The 21406-nt window shown below is 58.3% G+C and carries 21 protein-coding genes; 14 read left to right on the forward strand and 7 right to left on the reverse strand.

The window, feature by feature from the left end:
- Nucleotides 1–4: 4 nt before the first annotated feature.
- Nucleotides 5–1915 carry a sigma-54-dependent Fis family transcriptional regulator gene (locus TU73_RS15000; RefSeq protein WP_057012883.1) on the reverse strand — a complete coding sequence of 637 codons (1911 nt, stop codon included), beginning with the start codon at nt 1913–1915 and terminating at the stop codon, nt 5–7.
- Nucleotides 1916–2186: 271 nt separating this feature from the next.
- Here TU73_RS15000 and exaC point away from each other — a divergent pair, with 271 nt between their 5' ends.
- The 11 genes from exaC to TU73_RS15055 all read left to right on the forward strand — a co-directional run bounded on the left by exaC (nt 2187) and on the right by TU73_RS15055 (nt 14285).
- Entirely contained in the window at nt 2187–3707 is a 1521-nt protein-coding gene (gene exaC / locus TU73_RS15005) for an acetaldehyde dehydrogenase ExaC (RefSeq protein WP_057012884.1), read from the forward strand.
- A gap of 217 nt (nt 3708–3924) precedes the next feature.
- Nucleotides 3925–5358, forward strand: a complete 1434-nt coding sequence (eat, locus tag TU73_RS15010) for an ethanolamine permease (protein WP_057012885.1) — start codon at nt 3925–3927, stop codon at nt 5356–5358.
- 63 nt (nt 5359–5421) lie between these two features.
- Nucleotides 5422–6816, forward strand: a complete 1395-nt coding sequence (locus TU73_RS15015) for an ethanolamine ammonia-lyase subunit EutB (protein ID WP_057012886.1) — start codon at nt 5422–5424, stop codon at nt 6814–6816.
- Entirely contained in the window at nt 6813–7649 is an 837-nt protein-coding gene (gene eutC, locus TU73_RS15020; RefSeq protein ID WP_057012887.1) for an ethanolamine ammonia-lyase subunit EutC, read from the forward strand. The genes TU73_RS15015 and eutC overlap by 4 nt, the downstream gene beginning before the upstream one ends.
- An 89-nt stretch (nt 7650–7738) precedes the next feature.
- Nucleotides 7739–8197, forward strand: coding sequence for a GNAT family N-acetyltransferase (locus tag TU73_RS15025; RefSeq protein WP_014720105.1), 459 nt, complete (start codon nt 7739–7741; stop codon nt 8195–8197).
- A 320-nt stretch (nt 8198–8517) separates the two neighbouring features.
- On the forward strand, nt 8518–9174 hold the full coding sequence (locus tag TU73_RS15030; RefSeq protein ID WP_057012888.1) for a DedA family protein: 657 nt from the start codon (nt 8518–8520) through the stop codon (nt 9172–9174).
- 6 nt (nt 9175–9180) lie between these two features.
- Nucleotides 9181–9996, forward strand: a complete 816-nt coding sequence (locus tag TU73_RS15035) for a M90 family metallopeptidase (RefSeq protein ID WP_057012889.1) — start codon at nt 9181–9183, stop codon at nt 9994–9996.
- Nucleotides 9997–10104: 108 nt separating this feature from the next.
- Entirely contained in the window at nt 10105–10632 is a 528-nt protein-coding gene (gene ppa, locus TU73_RS15040) for an inorganic diphosphatase (protein ID WP_005791810.1), read from the forward strand.
- Between the two features lie 212 nt (nt 10633–10844).
- Nucleotides 10845–11615, forward strand: coding sequence for a LexA family transcriptional regulator (locus TU73_RS15045; RefSeq protein WP_057012890.1), 771 nt, complete (start codon nt 10845–10847; stop codon nt 11613–11615).
- A gap of 387 nt (nt 11616–12002) precedes the next feature.
- Nucleotides 12003–12386, forward strand: a complete 384-nt coding sequence (locus TU73_RS15050) for a nucleotide pyrophosphohydrolase (protein WP_057012891.1) — start codon at nt 12003–12005, stop codon at nt 12384–12386.
- Between the two features lie 24 nt (nt 12387–12410).
- A complete protein-coding gene (locus tag TU73_RS15055; RefSeq protein ID WP_057012892.1) occupies nt 12411–14285 on the forward strand; it encodes a DUF2075 domain-containing protein in 1875 nt (624 codons plus the stop codon).
- A 45-nt stretch (nt 14286–14330) separates the two neighbouring features.
- On the opposite strand, the gene TU73_RS15060 is transcribed toward TU73_RS15055, so the two are convergent.
- On the reverse strand, nt 14331–14567 hold the full coding sequence (locus TU73_RS15060; RefSeq protein ID WP_057012893.1) for a DUF6124 family protein: 237 nt from the start codon (nt 14565–14567) through the stop codon (nt 14331–14333).
- A 348-nt stretch (nt 14568–14915) separates the two neighbouring features.
- Between TU73_RS15060 and TU73_RS15065 the strand changes: the two genes are divergently transcribed.
- Genes TU73_RS15065 through darG form a run of 3 tightly spaced genes read left to right on the forward strand, consistent with a single transcriptional unit; the run spans nt 14916 to nt 17214 of the window.
- A complete protein-coding gene (locus TU73_RS15065; RefSeq protein WP_057012894.1) occupies nt 14916–15488 on the forward strand; it encodes a DarT ssDNA thymidine ADP-ribosyltransferase family protein in 573 nt (190 codons plus the stop codon).
- A complete protein-coding gene (darT, locus tag TU73_RS15070; protein ID WP_057012895.1) occupies nt 15485–16129 on the forward strand; it encodes a type II toxin-antitoxin system toxin DNA ADP-ribosyl transferase DarT in 645 nt (214 codons plus the stop codon). The genes TU73_RS15065 and darT overlap by 4 nt, the downstream gene beginning before the upstream one ends.
- Entirely contained in the window at nt 16126–17214 is a 1089-nt protein-coding gene (darG, locus tag TU73_RS15075) for a type II toxin-antitoxin system antitoxin DNA ADP-ribosyl glycohydrolase DarG (RefSeq protein ID WP_057012896.1), read from the forward strand. Before darT ends, darG begins: the two co-directional genes overlap by 4 nt.
- An 88-nt stretch (nt 17215–17302) precedes the next feature.
- On the opposite strand, the gene TU73_RS15080 is transcribed toward darG, so the two are convergent.
- From TU73_RS15080 to TU73_RS15100, 5 genes are read right to left on the reverse strand one after another with little or no spacing between them, the layout of a single operon-like run.
- The gene (locus tag TU73_RS15080; RefSeq protein WP_057012897.1) at nt 17303–18460 is read right to left on the reverse strand and encodes a glutathionylspermidine synthase family protein; all 1158 of its coding nucleotides are present in this window, start codon (nt 18458–18460) and stop codon (nt 17303–17305) included.
- An 11-nt stretch (nt 18461–18471) separates the two neighbouring features.
- Complete coding sequence (locus TU73_RS15085) at nt 18472–19182, reverse strand: DUF1190 domain-containing protein (protein WP_057012898.1); 711 nt, start codon at nt 19180–19182, stop codon at nt 18472–18474.
- Between the two features lie 18 nt (nt 19183–19200).
- Nucleotides 19201–19629, reverse strand: coding sequence for a DUF350 domain-containing protein (locus TU73_RS15090; RefSeq protein WP_043048033.1), 429 nt, complete (start codon nt 19627–19629; stop codon nt 19201–19203).
- A 15-nt stretch (nt 19630–19644) separates the two neighbouring features.
- On the reverse strand, nt 19645–20319 hold the full coding sequence (locus TU73_RS15095; RefSeq protein WP_057012899.1) for a DUF2491 family protein: 675 nt from the start codon (nt 20317–20319) through the stop codon (nt 19645–19647).
- Nucleotides 20306–21340: an ion channel gene (locus TU73_RS15100; protein ID WP_057012900.1), complete on the reverse strand. Its 1035-nt coding sequence runs from the start codon at nt 21338–21340 to the stop codon at nt 20306–20308. Before TU73_RS15100 ends, TU73_RS15095 begins: the two co-directional genes overlap by 14 nt.
- Nucleotides 21341–21406: the final 66 nt, after the last annotated feature.

The raw sequence follows: 21406 nt of genomic DNA on the forward strand, positions 1-21406 counted from the left end.
CTCCTTAATGCACGAAGTCCCGTGAAATGCCATGTTTGCGTAACTTGCGGTACAGCGTATTGCGACTGACGCCCAACTGTTCAGCCACATGGCGCATATGCCAGCGCTGCTGCGCCAACGCGTCGAGTAATGCCTGACGCTCGGCGCTTTCCAGCGGCGAGGTGCATGGCGCATCCACCCTGCCCCCCTGCGTCTGCGTCTGGCGAATCAGCGCTGGCAAGTCCTCAAGCCCGACTCGTCCTCCCTCACAGAGCGCCACTACCGTGCGCAACACCGTACGCAACTGCCGTAGGTTGCCGGGCCAGTGGAAGGCCAACAGGGCCTGGCGCGCCGACTCGTCGAGCATCACCTGTTCGGTGCCGGCCTCCTGGGCCAGGAGGAAGTCCAACAGTTGCGACTTGTCAGTGCGTTCGCGTAACGGCGGCAGGGCCACTTCCAAGCCGTTCAAGCGGTAATACAGGTCTTCGCGAAAGCTGCCATCGGCTACACGCTCCAGCAAATTGCGGTGCGTGGCGCTGATGATGCGCACGTTCACAGCTTGGGGTTCGCCGCCGATAGGCACCACCAGGCGATCCTCCAATACCCTTAACAGGCGGGTTTGCAGTGCCAGTGGCATGTCGCCGATTTCGTCGAGAAACAGCGTGCCGCCGTCGGCCTGTTGCAGCTTGCCGCGCATGCCTTCTTTAAGGGCGCCGGTAAAACTGCCGGCGCGATAGCCAAACAACTCGCTCTCGATCAGGTTTTCCGGAATGGCCGCACAGTTCAGCGCGACAAAAGCCTGGTCGCCCCGTTGGCTGGCCTGATGCACGGCCTTGGCGAAGGCCTCTTTACCGCAGCCGGTTTCGCCGTTGATCAGCAAGGGCACGTCGCGCTCGAACACTCGCGAAGCCTTGCGCAGCTCATTTTGCAACGCCGGATCGCCCAGGCAGATACCCAATGGGCGTGGCGCCTGTAGCTTGACCATCGGGGCCGGAGCACTGCGCGGCTGACCTCGCAGCGCTGCAAATAGAGGGCGACCATCGCGGGTACGCAGCGGCCAACTGGCCGTGGCATTCGCGCTGGCCCGCCCCAGCAACTGATCCAGGGAACAGTCGAAAAACGCTTCCACCGACTGGCCCACCAAGCCGCCGCGAAGCTGCCCCAACAGGTTCAGGGCGCTCTGGTTGACCGCACAAATGCGTCCTTCACCATCGAACGCCAGCAAGCCTTCGCTGAATAACCCGACCGACTCGGCCTGCAGGTGGAAACGCAACAGCCAGTGGTGTTCGAAGTGACGCAGGAAGTAGCAACTTTCGATCATCTTGGCCGACAGGTTCACCAGCGCCATGGTGTGGAACTGGCTCTGGCGCGACACGGCTTCGCGGGCCGAGGACACATCCAGCACCGCCAGCAAATCACCATGAGGGTCGAACACCGGGCTCGCCGAACAGGTCAGCCCGGTATGGCGGCCGCGAAAATGTTCATCACGGTGGATCGTCAACGACTGCCGCTCCACCAGGCAGGTGCCGATGCCGTTGGTGCCCTCGCAGGCTTCGCTCCAGTCAGCGCCCAGCCATAGCCCGGCGCGCTCGAAGATCTTGCGTTCGGACGGCGCGGTAACGCAGTTGAGGATCACGCCCCGTGCGTCGGTGAGCAGCACCGCATGGCCGGCGCCGGAGAGCTGCTGATGCAGGCTGTTCATCTCGCTGCCGGCGATGTGCAGCACTTGGCGCAGGCGCTCGCGGCTTTCCAGCAGGCGGCCGTGTTCAAGCACCGTGGGGGCGATGGTCTGCGCAGGGTCGAGGTGATAATCCTCCACGCAACGCAGCCAGGAACGGGCGATGGACGGATCGCTGCCAGGCCCCTGGGACAGCTCCTGTCCGCGGGTGACGGTCAAGACTTGCTGGGCATGGCGACTGAAATGATCGTTATGCATGTTCTTATTATTCTCCCTGCGTGAGAGCGCTCAGCATCCCCCAGCCCTCTGCCCATTGCAATCCCGGGCCGACCCACCGGTCACAGGCTGTACCGTTTATGACACAAACTGTCACACCACCTGTACCGCAAGGGTGACAGCGACGCATGGCGCCAGCGCCCAACCCCTTGATTTGACTGGCCAGCAATGCAGTGGCCCAACCTTTGCTCTACGCTTTATCACGCGCTTGCCGCGCTGTACTCCAATAAACATAAAAGCAGGAGATGCCACCATGCGTTACGCACACCCCGGTACTGAAGGCGCGATCGTTTCGTTCAAGGCCAAGTACGGTAACTACATCGGCGGCGAATTCGTTGCGCCGGTCGATGGCAACTATTTCACCAACACCTCGCCGGTCAACGGCAAGCCTATCGCCGACTTCCCGCGCTCCACGGCCAAAGACATCGACAAAGCCCTGGACGCTGCCCATGCCGCTGCTGACGCCTGGGGCAAGACCTCGGCCCAGGACCGCTCGCTGGTGCTGCTGAAAATCGCCGACCGCATCGAACAGAACCTCGAGCTGCTGGCCATCACCGAAACCTGGGACAACGGCAAGGCCGTGCGCGAAACCCTCAACGCCGATATCCCCCTGGCCGCCGACCACTTCCGCTACTTCGCCGGCTGCATCCGCGCCCAGGAAGGCAGCAGCGCCGAAATCAACGAACACACCGCCGCCTATCACTTCCACGAGCCGCTGGGCGTGGTCGGCCAGATCATCCCGTGGAACTTCCCGCTGCTGATGGCCGCATGGAAACTCGCCCCGGCCCTGGCCGCCGGCAACTGCGTGGTGCTCAAGCCCGCCGAGCAAACGCCCCTGGGCATCAGCGTGCTGATGGAACTGATCGGCGACCTGCTGCCACCGGGCGTGCTCAACGTAGTGCACGGTTTTGGCAAGGAAGCCGGCGAAGCCCTGGCCACCAGCAAGCGCATCGCCAAGATCGCCTTCACCGGCTCAACGCCCGTGGGCTCGCACATCATGCATGCGGCGGCCGAGAACATTATTCCCTCCACGGTTGAGCTGGGCGGCAAGTCGCCGAACATCTTCTTCGCCGACATCATGAAAGCCGAACCTGCATTTATCGAAAAGGCTGCCGAAGGCCTGGTGCTGGCGTTCTTCAACCAGGGCGAAGTGTGCACCTGCCCTTCCCGCGCACTGGTGGAGGAGTCGATCTACGACGACTTCATGAAAGTGGTGATGAAGAAAGTCGAGTCGATCAAGCGTGGCGACCCGCTGGACACCGACACCATGGTCGGCGCCCAGGCGTCCGAGCAGCAGTTCGACAAGATCCTGTCCTACCTGGAAATCGCCAAGGGCGAAGGCGCGCAATTACTCACGGGCGGCAAGGTCGAGAAGCTCACCGGTGACCTGGCCACCGGTTATTACATCCAGCCGACCCTGCTCAAGGGCACCAACGACATGCGCGTGTTCCAGGAAGAAATCTTCGGCCCGGTGGTGAGCATCACCACCTTCAAGGACGAAGCCGAAGCCCTGGCGATTGCCAACGACACCGAGTTCGGCCTGGGCGCCGGCCTGTGGACCCGCGACATCAACCGCGCCTACCGCATGGGCCGGGCGATCAAGGCCGGTCGTGTGTGGACCAACTGCTACCACCTGTACCCGGCGCATGCCGCGTTTGGCGGTTACAAGAAATCTGGTGTGGGCCGTGAGACCCACAAGATGATGTTGGATCACTACCAGCAGACCAAGAACCTGCTGGTGAGCTACGACATTAATCCGTTGGGCTTTTTCTAACTTAGCCTTGTAGCAAGCAACCCGCTCCCAACTTGAAATGCAATCAAGTGTGGGAGCTGGCTTGCCTGCGATAGCGGTGTATCAGCCAAATAAGGGGTAGCTGACAGGTCGCTATCGCAGGCAAGCCAGCTCCCACATTTGATATCACAAGCAATTGCTACCTCATTCGGCACAAAGACGCCGAGTCAAAAACAATAAGAATGAAAGGTACTTCCCCATGCCTAGCGAACCCACTGGCTCTTCCGTCGACTTCGAAAAAGTCGGCACCGAATACTTCCAACAACGCGAATTGAAAAAAGGCGCCGCCGGCTGGGTACTGCTGGTGGGCCTTGGCGTGGCCTATGTGATCTCCGGCGATTACGCCGGCTGGAACTTCGGCCTGGCCCAGGGTGGCTGGGGCGGCATGTTCCTCGCCACCTTGCTGATGGCGACAATGTACCTGTGCATGTGCTTTTCCCTGGCCGAACTGTCGTCCATGATCCCCACCGCCGGCGGTGGCTACGGTTTTGCCCGCAGCGCCTTTGGCCCTTGGGGCGGGTTTCTCACGGGCACCGCGATCCTCATCGAATACGCCATCGCCCCTGCGGCCATCGCGGTGTTTATCGGCGCTTATTGCGAGTCGCTGTTTGGCATTGGCGGCTGGATGATTTACCTGACGTTCTACATCATCTTTATTGGCATCCACATCTTTGGTGTGGGCGAAGCCTTGAAGCTGATGTTCGTGATCACCGCCGTCGCCGCAATTGCCCTGGGCGTATTCCTGGTGTCGATGGTGCCGCACTTCAACGTCGCCAACCTGCTGGACATTCCGGTGACCGAAGCCAAGGGCGCCAGCAGCTTCCTGCCGTTCGGCTACGTCGGCGTGTGGGCGGCGATCCCGTATGCCATCTGGTTTTTCCTCGCGGTGGAAGGCGTTCCATTGGCCGCCGAAGAAACCAAGAACCCGAAACGCGACCTGCCCCGCGGCCTGATCGGCGCCATTGTGGTGCTGACCAGTTTTGCCCTGCTGATTTTGGTGATCGCGCCGGGCGGTGCGGGAACCTACGCGCTGATCAAATCCGGCAACCCGCTGGTTGAAGCACTGGCATTATCCTACGGCGGTTCGACCTGGATGGGCAGCTTCGTCAACCTGGTCGGTTTGGCCGGCCTGATCGCGAGCTTTTTCTCGATCATCTACGCCTATTCGCGGCAGATCTTTGCCTTGTCCCGCGCTGGCTACCTGCCGCGCAAACTGTCCGAGACCAACAAGAGCAAGGCGCCGGTGCTGGCGTTGGTGATTCCTGGAATTATCGGTTTTGGCCTGTCGCTGACCGGCCAGGGTGACTTGCTGATTTTGGTGGCAGTGTTCGGCGCGACGATTTCCTACGTGCTGATGATGGCCGCGCACATCACCCTGCGCATCCGTCGCCCCAAAATGGACCGGCCGTACCGCACGCCGGGCGGCATCTTCACGTCGGGCGTGGCGCTGGTGCTGGCCTGCGTGGCCGTGGTGGCGGGCTTCCTGGTGGATCCACGAGTGGTGATTGGCGCCGCGGTCATCTATGGAGTATTAATTGCTTACTTTGCTTTCTACAGCCGGCATCACTTGGTAGCAGGCACGCCGGAAGAGGAATTCGCGGCGATCCAGGCCGCAGAGGCCGCCTTGCACTAACTGCCGAAAACCTCGACGCGGGCGCGTCCTCTACGTTTGCCCGCGTCATCCAGGAGACACTGTATGGCAAGCTTTTCCCACGCGGTGGGTGCACTCACCTACCGCTTCGACGACCTCAAGGACGTGATGGCCAAGGCCAGCCCCGCCCGCTCCGGGGACTTCCTAGCCGGTGTCGCCGCACAGAACGACGGTGAACGGGTGGCGGCGCAGATGGCGCTGGCGAATATCCCGCTCAAGCACTTCCTGCAGGAGGTGCTGATTCCCTATGAAAGCGATGAAGTCACCCGGCTGATCATCGACACCCACGATAAACAGGCGTTTGCGCCGGTCAGCCACCTCACCGTCGGCGGCCTGCGCGACTGGCTGCTCAGTGATGCAGCCGATGAACACGCCCTGCGTGCATTGGCGCCAGGGCTGACCCCGGAAATGGCCGCTGCCGTGTCCAAGATCATGCGCGTGCAGGACCTGGTGCTGGTGGCGCAGAAGATCCGCGTGGTCACCCAGTTTCGCGGCACCCTGGGATTGCGCGGGCGCTTGTCCACACGTTTGCAGCCCAACCACCCCACCGATGAACCGGCAGGCATCGCCGCGAGCATTCTCGATGGCCTGCTCTACGGCAACGGCGACGCCATGATCGGCATCAACCCGGCCACCGACAGCATCGCCTCGATCTGCGCCATGCTGGAGATGCTCGACGCGATCATCCAGCGCTACGAAATCCCCACCCAAGCCTGCGTGCTGACCCACGTCACCACCTCCATCGAGGCGATCAACCGAGGCGTGCCCCTGGACCTGGTGTTCCAGTCGATTGCCGGCACCGAGGCGGCCAACGCCAGTTTCGGCATCAGCCTGAGCGTGCTGCAGGAAGGTTACGACGCCGGCCTGAGCCTCAAGCGCGGCACCCTGGGGCAGAATCTGATGTACTTCGAAACCGGCCAGGGCAGCGCCTTGTCGGCCAATGCGCATTTTGGCGTCGACCAGCAAACCTGTGAAACCCGCGCCTACGCCGTGGCGCGGCACTTCAAGCCATTTTTGGTGAACACCGTGGTCGGCTTTATCGGCCCGGAGTACCTGTACAACGGCAAGCAGATCATCCGTGCCGGCCTCGAAGACCACTTTTGCGGCAAGCTGCTCGGCGTGCCCATGGGTTGCGATATCTGCTACACCAACCACGCCGAAGCCGACCAGGACGACATGGACACCCTGCTGACCCTGCTGGGCGTGGCCGGTATCAACTTCATCATGGGCATTCCCGGTTCCGACGACATCATGCTCAACTACCAGACCACCTCGTTCCACGACGCCCTGTACGCCCGCCAGACCTTGGGTTTAAAGCCGGCGCCGGAATTTGAACAGTGGCTGGCAAAAATGGGCATCTTCACGCAAGAAGGCGGCAAGGTGCATTTTGGCAACAGCCTGCCACCGGCGTTTCGCCATGCCTTGGCGCAATTGGGATGAAGGAGCCGACCGTGCAACTAGAACTGCCTGACAACCCCTGGCTGGAACTGCGCCGTTTGACCCCGGCGCGCATCGCATTGGGCCGCACTGGCACCAGCATTCCTACCAGCGCCCAGCTGGACTTCCAGTTTGCCCACGCCCAGGCGCGGGATGCGGTGCACCTGCCCTTCGATCACCCCGGGCTCAGCAGCCAATGCGCCGAACGCGGCCGCGACAGTCTGCTGCTGCACAGCGCCGCCACCGACCGGCATATATACCTGCAACGCCCGGACCTTGGGCGGCGCCTGAGTGATGAGTCGGCCCAGGCTTTGCGCGACTACGCCCTGGCGCATCCCGGTGGAGTGGACTTGGCGATTGTGGTGGCCGATGGTCTGTCGGCGCTGGCGGTGCATAAACATACCGCGCCGTTTCTGACACGCCTGGAAGAACAGACCCACGCCGAAGGCTGGTCCTTGTCACCGGTAATTCTGGTGGAACAAGGCCGCGTAGCGGTGGCCGACGAGATCGGTCAACTGCTCGGGGCAAAAATGGTAGTGATCCTTATCGGCGAACGCCCGGGGCTCAGTTCGCCGGACAGCCTGGGCCTGTATTTCACCTACAACCCCAAGGTCGGCCTCACCGACGCCTATCGCAACTGCATCTCCAATGTGCGGCTGGAAGGCTTGAGTTATGGCATGGCGGCCCATCGTCTGCTGTACCTGATGCGCGAGGCGTGTCGCCGACAGTTGTCGGGGGTCAATCTCAAGGACGAGGCCCAGGTTCAGACCCTCGAATCCGACGATCCGGACCTGATGAAGGGCAATTTTCTGCTCAGCCCACCGGATGACCGATAGCGGCACGATTGCGCTTTTTGGCGGCATTAGGCAGCATCAAGCCACGGCCGCTCGCGTGGTCATACCCCATTAGGAAGTTGAGGCCTGGCATGCGGATTACTCAAGCGACCCTGGAACACCTGGACCTGCTGACCCCATTGTTCGTCAAATACCGCGAGTTCTATGGCGCCTTGCCGTTCCCGGACTCATCCCGGGCCTTCCTGGAAAAGCGCCTGCGACGCAAGGAGTCAGTCATCTACCTCGCCCTGGCTGATGATGATGACAAGCGGCTGCTGGGGTTCTGCCAGTTGTATCCGAGCTTTTCCTCGTTGTCGCTCAAACGGGTGTGGATCCTCAACGACATCTATGTAGCCGAGGATGCGCGTCGGCAACTGGTGGCCGACAACCTGATGCGCACCGCCAAGAAAATGGCCAAGGACACCCACGCGGTGCGGCTGCGGGTATCGACCAGCAGCGATAACGACGTGGCGCAGAAGACCTATGAGTCGATTGGTTTTCGCGAAGACACCGAATTCAAAAACTACGTGTTACCGATCAACGAAGACTGAAAACCAGTCAGCCAAACACCGCAATATCCTTGTGGGAGCTGGCTTGCCTGCGATGGCGGAGTGTCAGCGAGCATTTCTCATACTGACCCACCGCTATCGCAGACAAGCCAGCTCCCACTTAGATCCGGCGACTGGCTTGAAGCCCAACCGCTTCACACTTTCACGACACTCCCCGCTACAAAAGCCACACGCTTTTCACCATTCAATCCGTATAATGCCGACCTTTCAGGGCCGTAAGAACCGCGACAACTATTTGTAGCCTTATTGCCCGAGCTTCCGCACAGGCCTGCTGAGCCGGGCTATTCACACAGGTGCCATCCATGGATTTCAACCCGCTCGACCTTATCCTGCATCTCGACGTTTACCTCGACATGCTGGTAACCAATTACGGTCCGTGGATCTACGCCATTCTGTTCCTGGTTATTTTTTGCGAAACCGGCCTGGTGGTCATGCCCTTCCTGCCGGGTGATTCCCTGTTGTTCATCGCCGGCGCCGTAGCGGCCGGTGGCGGCATGGACCCGGTACTGCTGGCCGGCCTGCTGATGCTGGCGGCGATCCTCGGTGACAGCACCAACTACGTCATAGGCCGAACGGTCGGCGAACGCTTGTTCAGCAACCCGAACTCCAGGATCTTCCGTCGCGATTACCTGCAAAAAACCCACGATTTCTACGACAAGCACGGCGGCAAGACCGTAACACTGGCGCGCTTCCTGCCGATCCTGCGCACCTTCGCACCGTTCGTCGCCGGCATCGCCAAAATGCCCTATCCGCGCTTCTTCGGTTTCAGCGTGCTGGGCACCATCCTCTGGGTCGGCGGCCTGGTGACCTTGGGCTACTTCTTCGGCAACGTACCGTTTATCAAGAAAAACCTCTCGCTGCTGGTGGTGTTCATCATCCTGCTGTCCCTGGTGCCGATGATCATTGGCGTGGTGCGCAGCCGCTTTGGCCGTACCTCCTCCGAAGCCAACCCGCACTGACCGCCAATGTGGTCCCTCAGCGCCTGGCGTCGCCGGCGCCTGCTGGCCAAGCACCCGATTGCCGATGACACCTGGCAGCGGGTGCGCCAGCACCTGACCTTCCTCGACGGCATCAGCGTCGAGCAAGACCAGTGGCTGCGCGAAGCCAGCGTGATCTTCCTCGCCGAAAAACACCTCACCGCCTTGCCCGGCGTAGAACTGCACCAGGAACAACGCCTGCTGCTCGCCGCCCAGGCGCAATTGCCGCTGATGAACCTGGGCGACCTCGACTGGTACCAGGGCTTTCATGAAATCGTGCTGTACCCCGACGACTTCCTCAGCCCGCAACGCCATCGCGACGCGAGCGGCGTCGAGCACGAGTGGGACGGTGAACACAGTGGCGAAGCCTGGCAACAAGGCCCGGTGATCCTGGCCTGGCCCGGCGTACTCGCCAGCGGTCAATGGGAAGGCTACAACCTGGTCATCCACGAACTGGCGCACAAGCTGGACATGCTCAACGGCGACGCCAACGGCCTGCCGCCCCTGCACCACGACATGCGCGTGCAGGAATGGGCCAGCGTGATGCAAAGCGCCTTCGATGACCTCAACCGCCAACTCGACGCCAACCCGGACGCCGAGACAGAAATAGACCCCTACGCCGCAGAAAACCCGGCGGAATTCTTCGCCGTCACCAGCGAATATTTCTTCAGCGCCCCGGACTTGCTGGCCGACAGTTATCCACAGGTGTACGCCCAACTCAGCCGCTTTTACCGCCAGGATCCCCTGGCGCGCCTGACTCAACTGCAAGCCCACGACCCGCGCTACCAGCCACACGGCGAATGACCGTACGACGCTTGGCGCATGGCATCGGCGTCAGAATATGCCTATAATCGCCGCCACTTTTAGGCCAATCCGGCCATGTCATATGGCCAACTACGGGGGCAACGCCCAATGAGCTACAGCAAGATTCCGGCTGGCAAAGACCTGCCGAACGACATCTACGTCGCGATCGAAATTCCGGCCAACCACGCGCCGATCAAATACGAAATCGACAAAGACAGCGACTGCCTGTTCGTTGACCGTTTCATGGCCACCCCGATGTTCTACCCGGCCAACTACGGTTTCATCCCCAACACCCTGGCTGACGACGGCGACCCCCTCGACGTGCTGGTCGTGACCCCTTACCCGGTTACCCCAGGCTCGGTCATCCGCGCACGCCCAGTCGGCATCCTGAACATGACCGACGACGGCGGCGGCGATGCCAAAGTCATCGCAGTGCCACACGACAAGCTGTCCCAGCTGTACGTGGACGTGAAGGAATACACCGACCTGCCGCCACTGCTGCTGGAACAGATCAAGCACTTCTTCGAGAACTACAAAGACCTCGAAAAAGGCAAATGGGTGAAGATCGACGGTTGGGGCAACGCAGAAGCCGCCCGCGCCGAGATCATGAAGTCGGTTGCCGCCTACAAAGGCTGATACCCGCGCTTCATTGCCACGGCAAATAAAAAGCCCCGTTAATTCGGGGCTTTTTTATGGGCAAGATTAAACATCAAGTTCAATATTTATTTGATGGCGTTTAACTAAGCGCCACACCTGAAAAATCAAGCCACAACTAAGCCAAATCCTACATATGCAATTCAACGCATAGTTTATTTGATTAGTTTTTCCGGCCAGTAAACTCTGCGTTTATGAATACATCAGGTGATCGTTTAAAAGCGCTACTTCGGGAAGTCCATCTTTCCGCCTCCGACTTCGCCAAGAACCGCGGCGTCACGCCTCAACACGTGAACAACTGGTTCAAGCGCGGGGTCCCCATGGGCCGACTCAACGAGATTGCAGAACTGCTCTGCGTCTCCAGTCGCTGGCTGCACGACGGCCGAGGCCCCAAACATCCGCCTGCCAATTACCTGTTGGAAGGCCCCACTGCAAGGATTGCAACTACCCGCGAAGACACTGGCAAATACCTCACAGGCCCTGCCTGCCGCCCGGAAAAAACCGACGTGGAGATCGCCCTCCACCCCACATTCACCTCAACCGAACGCATCCGCATCTCGCTGCATACCCTCGAAACCCTCAACGTCAAACCCGACCGCGCGGTAGGCGCCTACATGGTCGACAACAGCATGATCGACATCATCCAACAGGGCGCCACCCTCGCCATCGACCGAGGCCGCACCCAAATCATCGACGGCGAAATCTACGCTGTCGAACACGACGGCATGCTCCGCATCAAATACCTCTACAACCGCCCCGGCGGCGGCCTGCGCATGCGCAGCCACAACGCCGCCGAACACCCGGACGAATATCTGAACCACGAAGAACGCTTCGAGCAAAGCTTCAAGATCGTCGGCTGGGTTTTCTGGTGGTCCACCCTCAACAACCGCCGCCCACCCGTGCCGCTGGATGAGCACCTGCTGGGCTGGGAAGGCTCTAAATCGGAACCGGAGGTGGGCAATTGAGGTGAATGTGGGTATCATGCGCCGCACATTTGGCAGGGGGATGGCTTAGCTATCTGCCCTGTCAGGCGATGCGGAGGAGTTCCCGCGGATGCCCCTACTATTCAGCCCGACGCAATGTGGGCTGAGCGATTTGAAGGCTGCTGAGGTTTGTCAAAAACAAGCTGAGGCAGTCCCCGAGAAGCCGGCCACAAGCCGGCTTTTTAATGCCTGTCAATAAATCCCCTGCTGGCCCATTCCCCTTCAAGCTCATTGGCCCTTTCCTTCCTACGCACCACTTCCAGCCTTAAGCGCAAAAAGCCCACCCCCCGCAAAGAAACCTCTTACAATCCCTCTCTCAATTTCCCAACATGCGTCAGATCCGTTAACCACCAATCGAGAGGCGAGCCTGTGATCGAGACAGACAGCACACCCGAACAACTGGTGAACGTCGAAAACCTGTCCATTCGCCTGCAACGCTTTGCTGATGATCGCGACTGGCACCAGTTCCATTCGCCCAAGAATCTACTTTTGGCCCTCACCGGCGAGGTTGGCGAGCTTTGCGAAGTCTTTCAATGGATGAGCGAGACCGACTCGATTGCCGCAGCGAAGCGCCCGGAAACTGCCCAAGCGGTGAAAGATGAGTTGGCTGACGTACTGATGTATCTGGTCCGTTTAGCCAGCGTTTTGGGCGTGGACCTCAACGAAGCTACCCGGGACAAGCTTGCCCTTAACGCTTCGAAGTACCCCGTCGATAAAGCCAGAAGCACCAGCAAAAAATACGACCAACTCTGATACCCCACGCGCTAAGGACTTCTCGTGATCGTTTATGCTGCGACCAAACAGCAATTCCTCAAAGACAACGATAACGACGATATCGAAGAGGTCATTCTCAGGCACTACAAGCAAGCCACGGGAAAAAGAGTCGGGGCATCGGAGATCAAATCCTGGCAGGGCTCGCTGACATACATGGCGAAGGTGCTCCGAGATGAAGGGCTGCCGAATGACGCCGGCTTGGCTATCGAGTTGCATATCCCACAGTCTTCGAAGCGTATTGATTTCTTGCTGACTGGGAAGGATGCGAATCAGGGTAAAAATGCTGTCCTGATCGAGTTGAAGCAATGGAGCAAATCAACTGCGACTTCCAAGGACGCGATAGTCAAAACTGCGCTAGGCGGCGGGCTAGTGGAAACTATTCATCCGTCCTACCAAGTCTGGTCATACGCGGCATTGCTCGAAGGTTTCAACGAAGCCGTCTATGACAAAAGCATCGAAGTTCGGCCCTGCGCTTATCTTCACAACTATGTCAGCGATGGGGTTATAAATTCTGCGCATTACCAGGCATATATCAGCAAAGCTCCACTGTTCCTCAAAGGGCCGGATGAGCTTGAAAAACTGCGTACGTTTCTCAAGACCCATATCCTTCACGGCGATAACAAGGAAATTCTCTACGAGCTTTCCAATGGAAAAATTCGCCCGTCGAAAGCGTTAGCCGATTCACTTAAAGGACTTCTGAAGGGCCAGCCGGAATTCATACTGATCGATGATCAAAAGGCGACGTTTGAATCCGCACTGGCGGCGGCGAGCGCTGCCTCGGAAGCGGCGCCGAAGGTGATTATCATCGAGGGCGGCCCTGGTACGGGTAAAACCGTGCTGGCAATCAACTTGCTCGTAAGGCTTACGAGCCAGGGATTATTGAGCAAGTACGTCTCAAAAAATGCCGCGCCGCGAAAGGTGTATGAGAGCAAACTGGTCGGAACGGTCAAGCGTAGCCACTTCTCCAATCTATTTTCTGGCTCGGGCGCTTTCATTGATACCGAACCCAACACTTTTGATGCGCTCATCGTAGACGAAGCTCACCGTCTTAACGAAAAAAGCGGACTTTACGGCAATTTGGGTGAGAACCAAATCAAGGAGCTGATCGAGTCGGCCAAGTGCTCAATCTTCTTTATCGATGAAGATCAGCGCGTCACGTTGAATGACATTGGCAGCAAGCAAGCCATACGTGCTTTTGCCAAAGCCAAAGGCGCACAGATAGAGGAATATACGCTGTCCTCGCAGTTCCGTTGCAGTGGCTCTGACGGTTATCTGGCTTGGCTCGATGACGTGCTGGAGATACGTGCAACTGCCAATCCGCAGCTCGACAATAGCGAATATGAGTTCAAAATCTTCGACAGCCCTCAAGCCATGCATATGGCTATCGAACAAAAAAACCAAGGGAACAAAGCCCGAGTTGTTGCCGGTTACTGTTGGCCGTGGCGCAGTAAGAAAGATGCTCGAGAATCCGACATCGTCATTGGCAGCGACTACGAACGCCAATGGAACCTTGATCAGGATGGCAGTTTGTGGATTATCGCGGAGAACTCAGTTAATCAGGTCGGGTGTATTCATACATGCCAAGGCCTGGAAGTCGATTATATAGGCGTCATCATCGGGCCCGACCTCATCGTGCGGAATGGGCGCGTTCTTACCTCTGCCCTTGAGCGAGATAAAAACGACAAGTCCATTCGCGGCTGGAAGAAAATGATGAAGGAGCAACCCGATCTGGCAAAGCAGGAAACGGACTTGATCATCAAGAACACCTATCGAACGCTGATGACCAGGGGAATGAAGGGTTGCTACCTCTACTGCACCGACCCAGAAACCGCGCAGTACTTTGCGAGCCGGCTTGACGATCACGCGAACGCTGAATGACCTGCTGGTGCTTGCCTCAATAAGGTTGAGGCAAGCACTCTCACATTACTTGGACTGCAAACAGTCCACAGCCCGGTCCGCCACCATCTTCGCCATCTCCACCAAATGCATCACCGCTCTTTGCGGAGCAGCCAGTGGCTCCCCTAGCACTTGCGACGTTGCCACCGCACATTGCAGCAACTCAGACACCCGCACCCAAGCATCCTCGAAGCTCAGCTCTTCATTAACAGTAAATGGGTTAGGCCCGCGCGAAGAAGGCATATCTGAAACAACGTTTTCCATGGCACAACTCCAATTAAAAAGTGTGTACCAATCGAATCCGGGCGACTAAACCCGATCACTGAATTTGCAGTGACGATCCGCAGCCTAGTCACGAAATTTCGCTGGCGCAAGCGGCTGGAATTCTCTAGGAAATGTCTCGCAAATGAAAGGGATCTAACCTGCTGGCACAACGAATCCGAGAGCACTGCAGGGCTGCTGACTCATATAATTTTCAGCCGTCCTCCATAAAATGGATAGCCATTGCGAGCCAAACTGATATCACAATAGAATCATCTACCTTGTCCTGCAAACTGATGAGCGAGCAGGAATGAAACAACTTCAGCTCATACGTAGGTCAAGGAGACCGACATGCCGGATATCAAGGAACAAAAACTTCTCTATCACCTCACTTCGCTGGAAAACCTGAGCAGTATTTTTCAAACCGGGCTAAAACCGCGAGCGCAGCTTAGGGCGTTCAAAGACGTGGCTGATGCCGAGATTCTAAAAAAACGACAAGGTCTCGCACTGGAGCAGTACGTACCTTTCCACTGGTTTGCCGCAAACCCGTTCGATGGAAGCGTTCAGCGCAGAAGGCCTGACGCCCAATTTGTTGTGATCACGGTTCATCGATACGTGGCAATTAGAAAGCAATGGAAGGTGATTCCCCGCCATCCATTGGCTAACGATGCCATTCAGTTGCTCGATTATGCTGAGGGCTTCGAGGCCATCGATTGGGAGGTCATGAATGCCAGGGACTACCATGACCCTCAATGCAAGAGCATCTGCATGGCTGAGTGCCTATCGCCCGGGGTAGTTTCCCCTAACGATTTCTTCAAGGTTTTTGTTTCTAATGCCGAAGTAGAAGCCCTCTGTGAGTCTAAAATGCGCGAGGCCGGTGTTAATGTACAAATCGGAGTGAATCGGGGAATGTTTCTTAGATGATTTATAACAACCTGAATCCTGAAAAGGCTCTGATCTGGCGGATCGTTCATCGCGACAATCTGTCCTGGATTCTGGACAACGGCCTGCACTGCGCCAGCTCCGAGGTGCAGGCTGCGCAGTATGTAAACATAGGCAATGTTGATTTAATCGAAAAACGCCGCACGCGCTGTGTCCCCATTGCTCCTGCAGGCTTTTTGTCAGACTACGTACCCTTCTATTTCACCCCCTTCTCTGTGATGATGAAAAATATTCACTCCGGGTGGAGCGTTCAGCAGCGTAGCAATGACGAGATCGTAATTCTCGTCTCCAGCTTGCACCGCGTCGCCGAGCTTGGCCTACCGTTCGTCTTCACAAACGCACATGCGTACCCGAATTGGACAGACTATTACAGTGATCTGGCGAATCTCCACGAGATCGATTGGTCTATCCTTCAACGACGCGACTTCAAACGTGACCCCGATGACCCTCGCAAAATGGAGCGTTATCAGGCTGAGGCGCTGATTCATCACCACCTACCGATTACAGGACTCCTTGGCATCATGTGTTACACCGATGCAACGAAAAAACGCATAGAACAGGACGTCGCCACCCGAGGCCTGACGTTGTCCGTTCATGCGCGTCCGGGATGGTATTTCCAATGATCAGATTCACCCAAGGCAACCTTCTGGAAGCCAATACCGAAGCCCTCGTCAACACGGTGAATACCGTAGGCGTGATGGGCAAAGGCATAGCGCTGATGTTCAAAGAGCGCTTTGCAGAGAACTATCGTTTGTACGCGGCAGCCTGTAAGGCTGGCGAGGTAGAAACAGGCAAGGTTCACGTAACCGCAGTCAACGAACTGGAAGGTCCTCGTTGGATCGTTAACTTTCCGACTAAGCGCCACTGGCGATCACCTTCGCAGATGACGTGGATTACCGAAGGTCTGCATGATCTACGCCGCTTTCTGATTGAAAACCATGTGACGTCCGTCGCTGTTCCGCCGTTAGGTGCGGGTAACGGGGGGTTGAAATGGCCTGAGGTCCGTGAGCAGATCGTTGAGGTGTTAAGTGATCTGGATGTCGATGTTCTGGTATTCGAACCGTCCAATCAGTACCTGAATGTCGCCAAACGCAGCGGCGTTGAGAAGCTCACACCTGCTCGCGCACTCATTGCTGAACTGGTGCGGCGGTACTGGGTGCTAGGTATGGAATGCAGCCTGCTGGAGATTCAGAAGCTGGCCTGGTTCCTGGAGCGTGCTATTGAAAAGCGGCCAGGCCTCAAGAACCCGCTGGATCTTAAGTTCGTTGCTCACAAGTACGGGCCGTATGCCAATCGGTTGGAACATCTGCTTAACAATCTGGATGGTAGTTATCTGCATTGCGATAAGCGCATCAGCGATGCGGAAATCAGCGATGTCATCTGGTTTGACCAAAACCGTAAAGCCTTTCTCCAAACCTACCTCAACACAGAGGCCAAAGAGTACTCACAAGCCTTGGAGTGCACCGCCGAATTGATCGACGGATTTGAGTCGCCGTTTGGTATGGAGTTGCTGGCGACAGTCGATTGGTTGCTGAGCCAGAAAAATGTTTCCCCTAGCGTCCCTGCTGTGCGCGAGGCATTGAAACAGTGGGAAGGCGGAGCCGGTGCTGGTGCTCGTAAGAACAAGCTGTTCGACGACCAAGCGCTTGAGATTGCACTTAAACGGCTTACGCACACCCCCTCCAATGCTCAGATGGCTATCTGTTGAGGGTCGGAATGCCCGCTGACGCGGGCATTTAAGCCAATCTGTTGAGGCGCGCCCGGCCAGTCCTGACTGAGAAGCCCAGCAGGCTTTTTCAATCCAGTATCAAATGCGGCAAAAACCGACTCGAATCCTTGGTAATCAAACTGTCGTCCTCCCGCACCCCAATCCCCGCCGCCTGGTCGCCAATCACCCAAGACCCGATCAACGTGTAGCTGTCACCAAACCGTGGCAACGGCGCAAACTCCTGAAGAATAAACGGCGCATCCGTGTAGGGTCCGTCCTCTTTCACGATCAGCCCATCAGCCGTTTGCAGCTCGATGTTCGCCCCCTCCCGCGAGAAGAACGGTTTGCGTACCCAGCCCTTCGGCACGGCTTTACCTGGGTCAGTATCCAGGTGTGACGCGAGCAAATTCGGGTGGCCTTTGTTGAACTCCCACAACAGCGGCAGGATGCCTTTGTTGGAGAGGATGGACTTCCACGCGGGCTCGAAAAACTGGGTGTCGCTCTCGGCAATCGCAGCGCCGAAAGGTTCGTGGAAGATGAACTCCCAGGCGTGCAGTTTGAACAGGTGGGGGATCCAGCGATCTTGTAGGTCGACGAAGCGGCCTTCGTTGGTCAGGCCGATGTCTTCGATGTCGATGTGGCGTGATTCGATGCCGACTTTTTCCGCGACGAGGCGCAGGTAGTCGGTGGTGCCTTTGTCTTCGATCGAGTCTTTCATCGAGGCGAAGTAGAACGGCTGGTTGACCTGCAGTTGGGCGAAGGCCTGGTGCAGTTTGGTGTCGATGCTGTTGAATTGGTCGGCGTGTTTGGGCAGCAGGCCGCGTTCGATGCATTGCTCGAGCCAGCCCCACTGGAATGCCGCGGCCTCGTAGAGGCTGGTGGGGGTGTCGTAGTTGAGTTCGAGCAGTTTGGCGGGGCCGGTGCCGTTGTAGGAGAAGTCCATGCGCCCGTACAAGTGCGGGTGGCCTTCGAGCCATGAGGTGCGGATCATGTCGTAGAAAGGCGCGGGGATGCTCAGGCGTTCGAGCAGTTCTTCGCTGTGGACCACGCGGGCCACGAGGTCCATGCACATGTCATGGATCTCGGTGGTCGGGTCTTCGAGGTCGCGCTCGATTTGCTGGAGCGTGAACTGGTAATACGCGCGCTCGTCCCAGTAGGGTTCGCCGTCGATGGTGTGGAACAGAAAACCGAGGCTGTCGGCGGTCTGTTTCCAGTCATGACGCTCTGCGCAGTGGATCTTCTTCATGCCTGCCTTCCTTAACTGCTCGACCCGCCGCCGCCCCAGCCGCTGCGAGCACTGGCCTTGCTGCCGAAGCCGCCACGGGAGGTGGCCGAGGACACGGAGCTCGATTGGTTGGTGGAGCGCAGCGTATTGGTGTAATTGCTGCTGCCGTACCGGGCCTGGTTGGAGCGGCCGAAGGTGGCCCCATTGGAGACGCGCTGGTTGAGCGTGGAGTTGCCGTAGTTGCCGCGATCATCGCGGTAGCGGTACACCGGCTCGGAGCGGTAGCTGTTGCGGTTGTTGCTCAGCATGTTGCCGATCAACAGGCCGGTCAGCAGGCTAGTGGTGGAGAAGCCTGAGCCACCACTTGCCTGAGCGTTGGCCGCTTGGGCATTGGCGGCGTCGACCTGGGATTGGGTCACCTGGCCTTCGGCGGTCAGTTCAAAGCCGCCGAGCCTTGGGATGAACTTGCCGGTGGAGTCTTGCTGGCACCAGTCGGCGACAAAGTCGGCATCGCAATCGGCCTGGCTGTCGTACACCGGCGCAATGCGGCGATGCTCGGCCATGGCGGTCATGTAGGCGTCCGAGCAGACGTCTACCGGGAGTTTTTCATCGGCACATTGCTGAACCGACTGGAAGTTGTACTTCTTCTGCAAATCGTAGGTTTTTTCCGTTGGCCCGCAGCCGGATATCGCCATGGCGACCGACGCTGCCAGCGACAGCTGGACGTACTTGCTTCGTTTCATCGGGAGCTCCGTGCGCAATCAGTTCGAGGTGGGCGTCATGCACGCGGCATTCAACATGCCGACGCTGATGGCCACGGCGGCCACGTAGATGCCGGCCGCGAGCTCGCCGTTCTTGATGCGCTCAGACGTGCCTTTGAGCACCAGGCTGGTCAGCAGAAATGCCAACAGTTGGACGACGGCTGCAATCACTGCCCAGACCACGAAGTCGACGAGACTGACGGAGTAGGCAATCACGTTGCTGGCCGGAATGGCGAAGCCGACGATGGCACCGCCCAGGGCTACCGCTGCGGATGTGTTGCCTGCCCGGATCAGCTCGAATTCCTTATGCGGGGTGATGCGGGTGTAGATGAATTGGAACAGCGCGAACAGTACCGCAGCCCCCAGGATGTAAAGGACAAAGCCGAACACGGCAGCTTTGTTCAGGGAAATGGAGAGAGCTTCTAGCATGGGATGCTTCCTTTTTTAGAGCGCAGTCAGGTCGGTTGTGTACAGTGAAATGCCCAGCGACGTGCTCAGGCTGATGGTGCCTTCGGCGTCTTCTTCGACGGAAAACAGCAAAAACTCGCGGCGATCGGTCAGGCCGGTGTCGCGTGCGTATAGCATCGAACGGTGCTCAATGCTGTAGGCCGCCTCCGGGCTGACGATTTGTTCGCTCATCGCCACCAATTCGGTCTGGCCGTCTTCGCTGCCCCACTCACGGAAAAACTCGACGCCATCGTGGGTGTAGGTTGGCAGCCCGATCAAGCTCTGTGGGCCCGCCAGCCGGCGCAGTTCCGCTTCACTGCTGACGGTGACGTTACTGAGGTAGTTGAACAGGATCACCGACTCGACCTGCCCGGCGATGTCACCCGTGGTGTGCACCTGCAGCCAATAGTCTTCATCGTTCATGTAATAGCGCGACAGCCAGGTCGACTGCCCGAGGTCAACGGTGCCGTTGGCCCAGATTTCCTGGGAGCCGGGGATCACCACCGAAGTTTTCTCATCGAGCAACAGTTTCAGGCTCGCGTCGAACATCAGGCCTTTGCCCGCTGCCAGGCCCAATGGCCCGTTGACCGGCAATGCTTGGTTGGCCGGCGCTTTCGAGTCAGTAGTGGCGTTTGGAGCTTCGAGCCCCATCAATTGTTTAAACCATCCCATGGGAGATTTCCTTGAGCCGGGTGGAGGCGATATAGAAGAGTTCACCGCCCTCGACGCGGGTGGCGCTCGGCGGGTTGATCGCGGGTTGCTGAGCACCTTTGGCGCGATAGCCGATAAGGGTGGCGTTGTGCTGTTCTTTCAGCCGGGTGTACAGGTCGCCGAACGTGGCCTCAAAGGCCTCGGGCAGTTTCATCAGGTATTGGGTGGCGCCCTGCCCCACACACAGCAGCTCATTGATGACGACTGATGAGCCGGGATCCTGGGAGGCACGCACCAACATTTCAATCGCCATGCTTGAGGTGCATTCCAGGCGAGGTGCGTAGGAGCTGGCAAGTGCGGCGATTTCACTTTCGTTGAAGTGGGCGACCACATGCCCGACGGGGTTCAATTGATTGACCGCCAGCACTGTGGCCAGCGTCAGGTCGTCAGATGGGGTTCGCACCAGCACACGTTCGGCACCGGGAACGCCGGCACGCAGCAGCAACGCGGTGGAGGACAGGCTTTCACCGCGGATGAACGCCGCTTTGCCCGGCATCGGGTTTTCTTCGAGGATGCAGTCGCAAATCACGATCAGATTGTCATTGGAGGTTTCATCTTGCAGCAACAACTCGATGACCCGTTCGCTGGATGCGCCTTCCCAGCCGATCAGCACGGTATGGCCGACCTTACCGGTGAAATCGCCTTTGCCTTTCATGCCTTTTCTCCATGCATCGATGACACTGCTGGTGGTTTTGCCGATGGCGGCCGTGAGCAGCGCAATACCGCCGAGCATGACCCAGGCTGCCACAAAAATGCGCCCCGCCGCGGTCTGCGGTGCGAGATCGCCATAGCCGACGGTCAGTGTGGTGGTCAGATAGAAGTAAACAAACGTCGCGGGGGCGGTGAGGTGTTGCTCGCCCAGGAATACCAGGCCCAGATAAGCCACGCCCAGGTGTACGCCCAAGGCAACGACCAGGCCTGCCCAACCGAAGCGGTGAAAGAGGGACGAAGCGTAGCGGCGCAATAAAAGAAAGATCGACATTTCATCCCTGGTTCCGTGGGTACTGGGTTCCTGACGAGGCGCTCGCCTTGGCATTTGGATGCTTAA

The sequence above is a fragment of the Pseudomonas libanensis genome (genome assembly GCF_001439685.1).
GTDB classification, from domain to species: domain Bacteria; phylum Pseudomonadota; class Gammaproteobacteria; order Pseudomonadales; family Pseudomonadaceae; genus Aquipseudomonas; species Aquipseudomonas libanensis.

Excerpts from the sequence above, each read along its gene's own strand:
- TU73_RS15015 (WP_057012886.1), top strand. The coding sequence starts at position 5,422 with ATGGCAAGCTTTTCCCACGCGGTGGGTGCACTCACCTACCGCTTCGAC.
- TU73_RS15095 (WP_057012899.1), bottom strand. The coding sequence starts at position 20,319 with ATGGGATGGTTTAAACAATTGATGGGGCTCGAAGCTCCAAACGCCACT.
- TU73_RS15100 (WP_057012900.1), bottom strand. The coding sequence starts at position 21,340 with ATGTCGATCTTTCTTTTATTGCGCCGCTACGCTTCGTCCCTCTTTCAC.
- TU73_RS15035 (WP_057012889.1), top strand. The coding sequence starts at position 9,181 with ATGTGGTCCCTCAGCGCCTGGCGTCGCCGGCGCCTGCTGGCCAAGCAC.
- eat (WP_057012885.1), top strand. The coding sequence starts at position 3,925 with ATGCCTAGCGAACCCACTGGCTCTTCCGTCGACTTCGAAAAAGTCGGC.
- TU73_RS15000 (WP_057012883.1), bottom strand. The coding sequence starts at position 1,915 with ATGCATAACGATCATTTCAGTCGCCATGCCCAGCAAGTCTTGACCGTC.
- TU73_RS15080 (WP_057012897.1), bottom strand. The coding sequence starts at position 18,460 with ATGAAGAAGATCCACTGCGCAGAGCGTCATGACTGGAAACAGACCGCC.
- TU73_RS15090 (WP_043048033.1), bottom strand. The coding sequence starts at position 19,629 with ATGCTAGAAGCTCTCTCCATTTCCCTGAACAAAGCTGCCGTGTTCGGC.
- exaC (WP_057012884.1), top strand. The coding sequence starts at position 2,187 with ATGCGTTACGCACACCCCGGTACTGAAGGCGCGATCGTTTCGTTCAAG.
- ppa (WP_005791810.1), top strand. The coding sequence starts at position 10,105 with ATGAGCTACAGCAAGATTCCGGCTGGCAAAGACCTGCCGAACGACATC.
- TU73_RS15060 (WP_057012893.1), bottom strand. The coding sequence starts at position 14,567 with ATGGAAAACGTTGTTTCAGATATGCCTTCTTCGCGCGGGCCTAACCCA.
- TU73_RS15030 (WP_057012888.1), top strand. The coding sequence starts at position 8,518 with ATGGATTTCAACCCGCTCGACCTTATCCTGCATCTCGACGTTTACCTC.
- eutC (WP_057012887.1), top strand. The coding sequence starts at position 6,813 with ATGAAGGAGCCGACCGTGCAACTAGAACTGCCTGACAACCCCTGGCTG.
- darG (WP_057012896.1), top strand. The coding sequence starts at position 16,126 with ATGATCAGATTCACCCAAGGCAACCTTCTGGAAGCCAATACCGAAGCC.
- darT (WP_057012895.1), top strand. The coding sequence starts at position 15,485 with ATGATTTATAACAACCTGAATCCTGAAAAGGCTCTGATCTGGCGGATC.
- TU73_RS15045 (WP_057012890.1), top strand. The coding sequence starts at position 10,845 with ATGAATACATCAGGTGATCGTTTAAAAGCGCTACTTCGGGAAGTCCAT.
- TU73_RS15085 (WP_057012898.1), bottom strand. The coding sequence starts at position 19,182 with ATGAAACGAAGCAAGTACGTCCAGCTGTCGCTGGCAGCGTCGGTCGCC.
- TU73_RS15065 (WP_057012894.1), top strand. The coding sequence starts at position 14,916 with ATGCCGGATATCAAGGAACAAAAACTTCTCTATCACCTCACTTCGCTG.
- TU73_RS15025 (WP_014720105.1), top strand. The coding sequence starts at position 7,739 with ATGCGGATTACTCAAGCGACCCTGGAACACCTGGACCTGCTGACCCCA.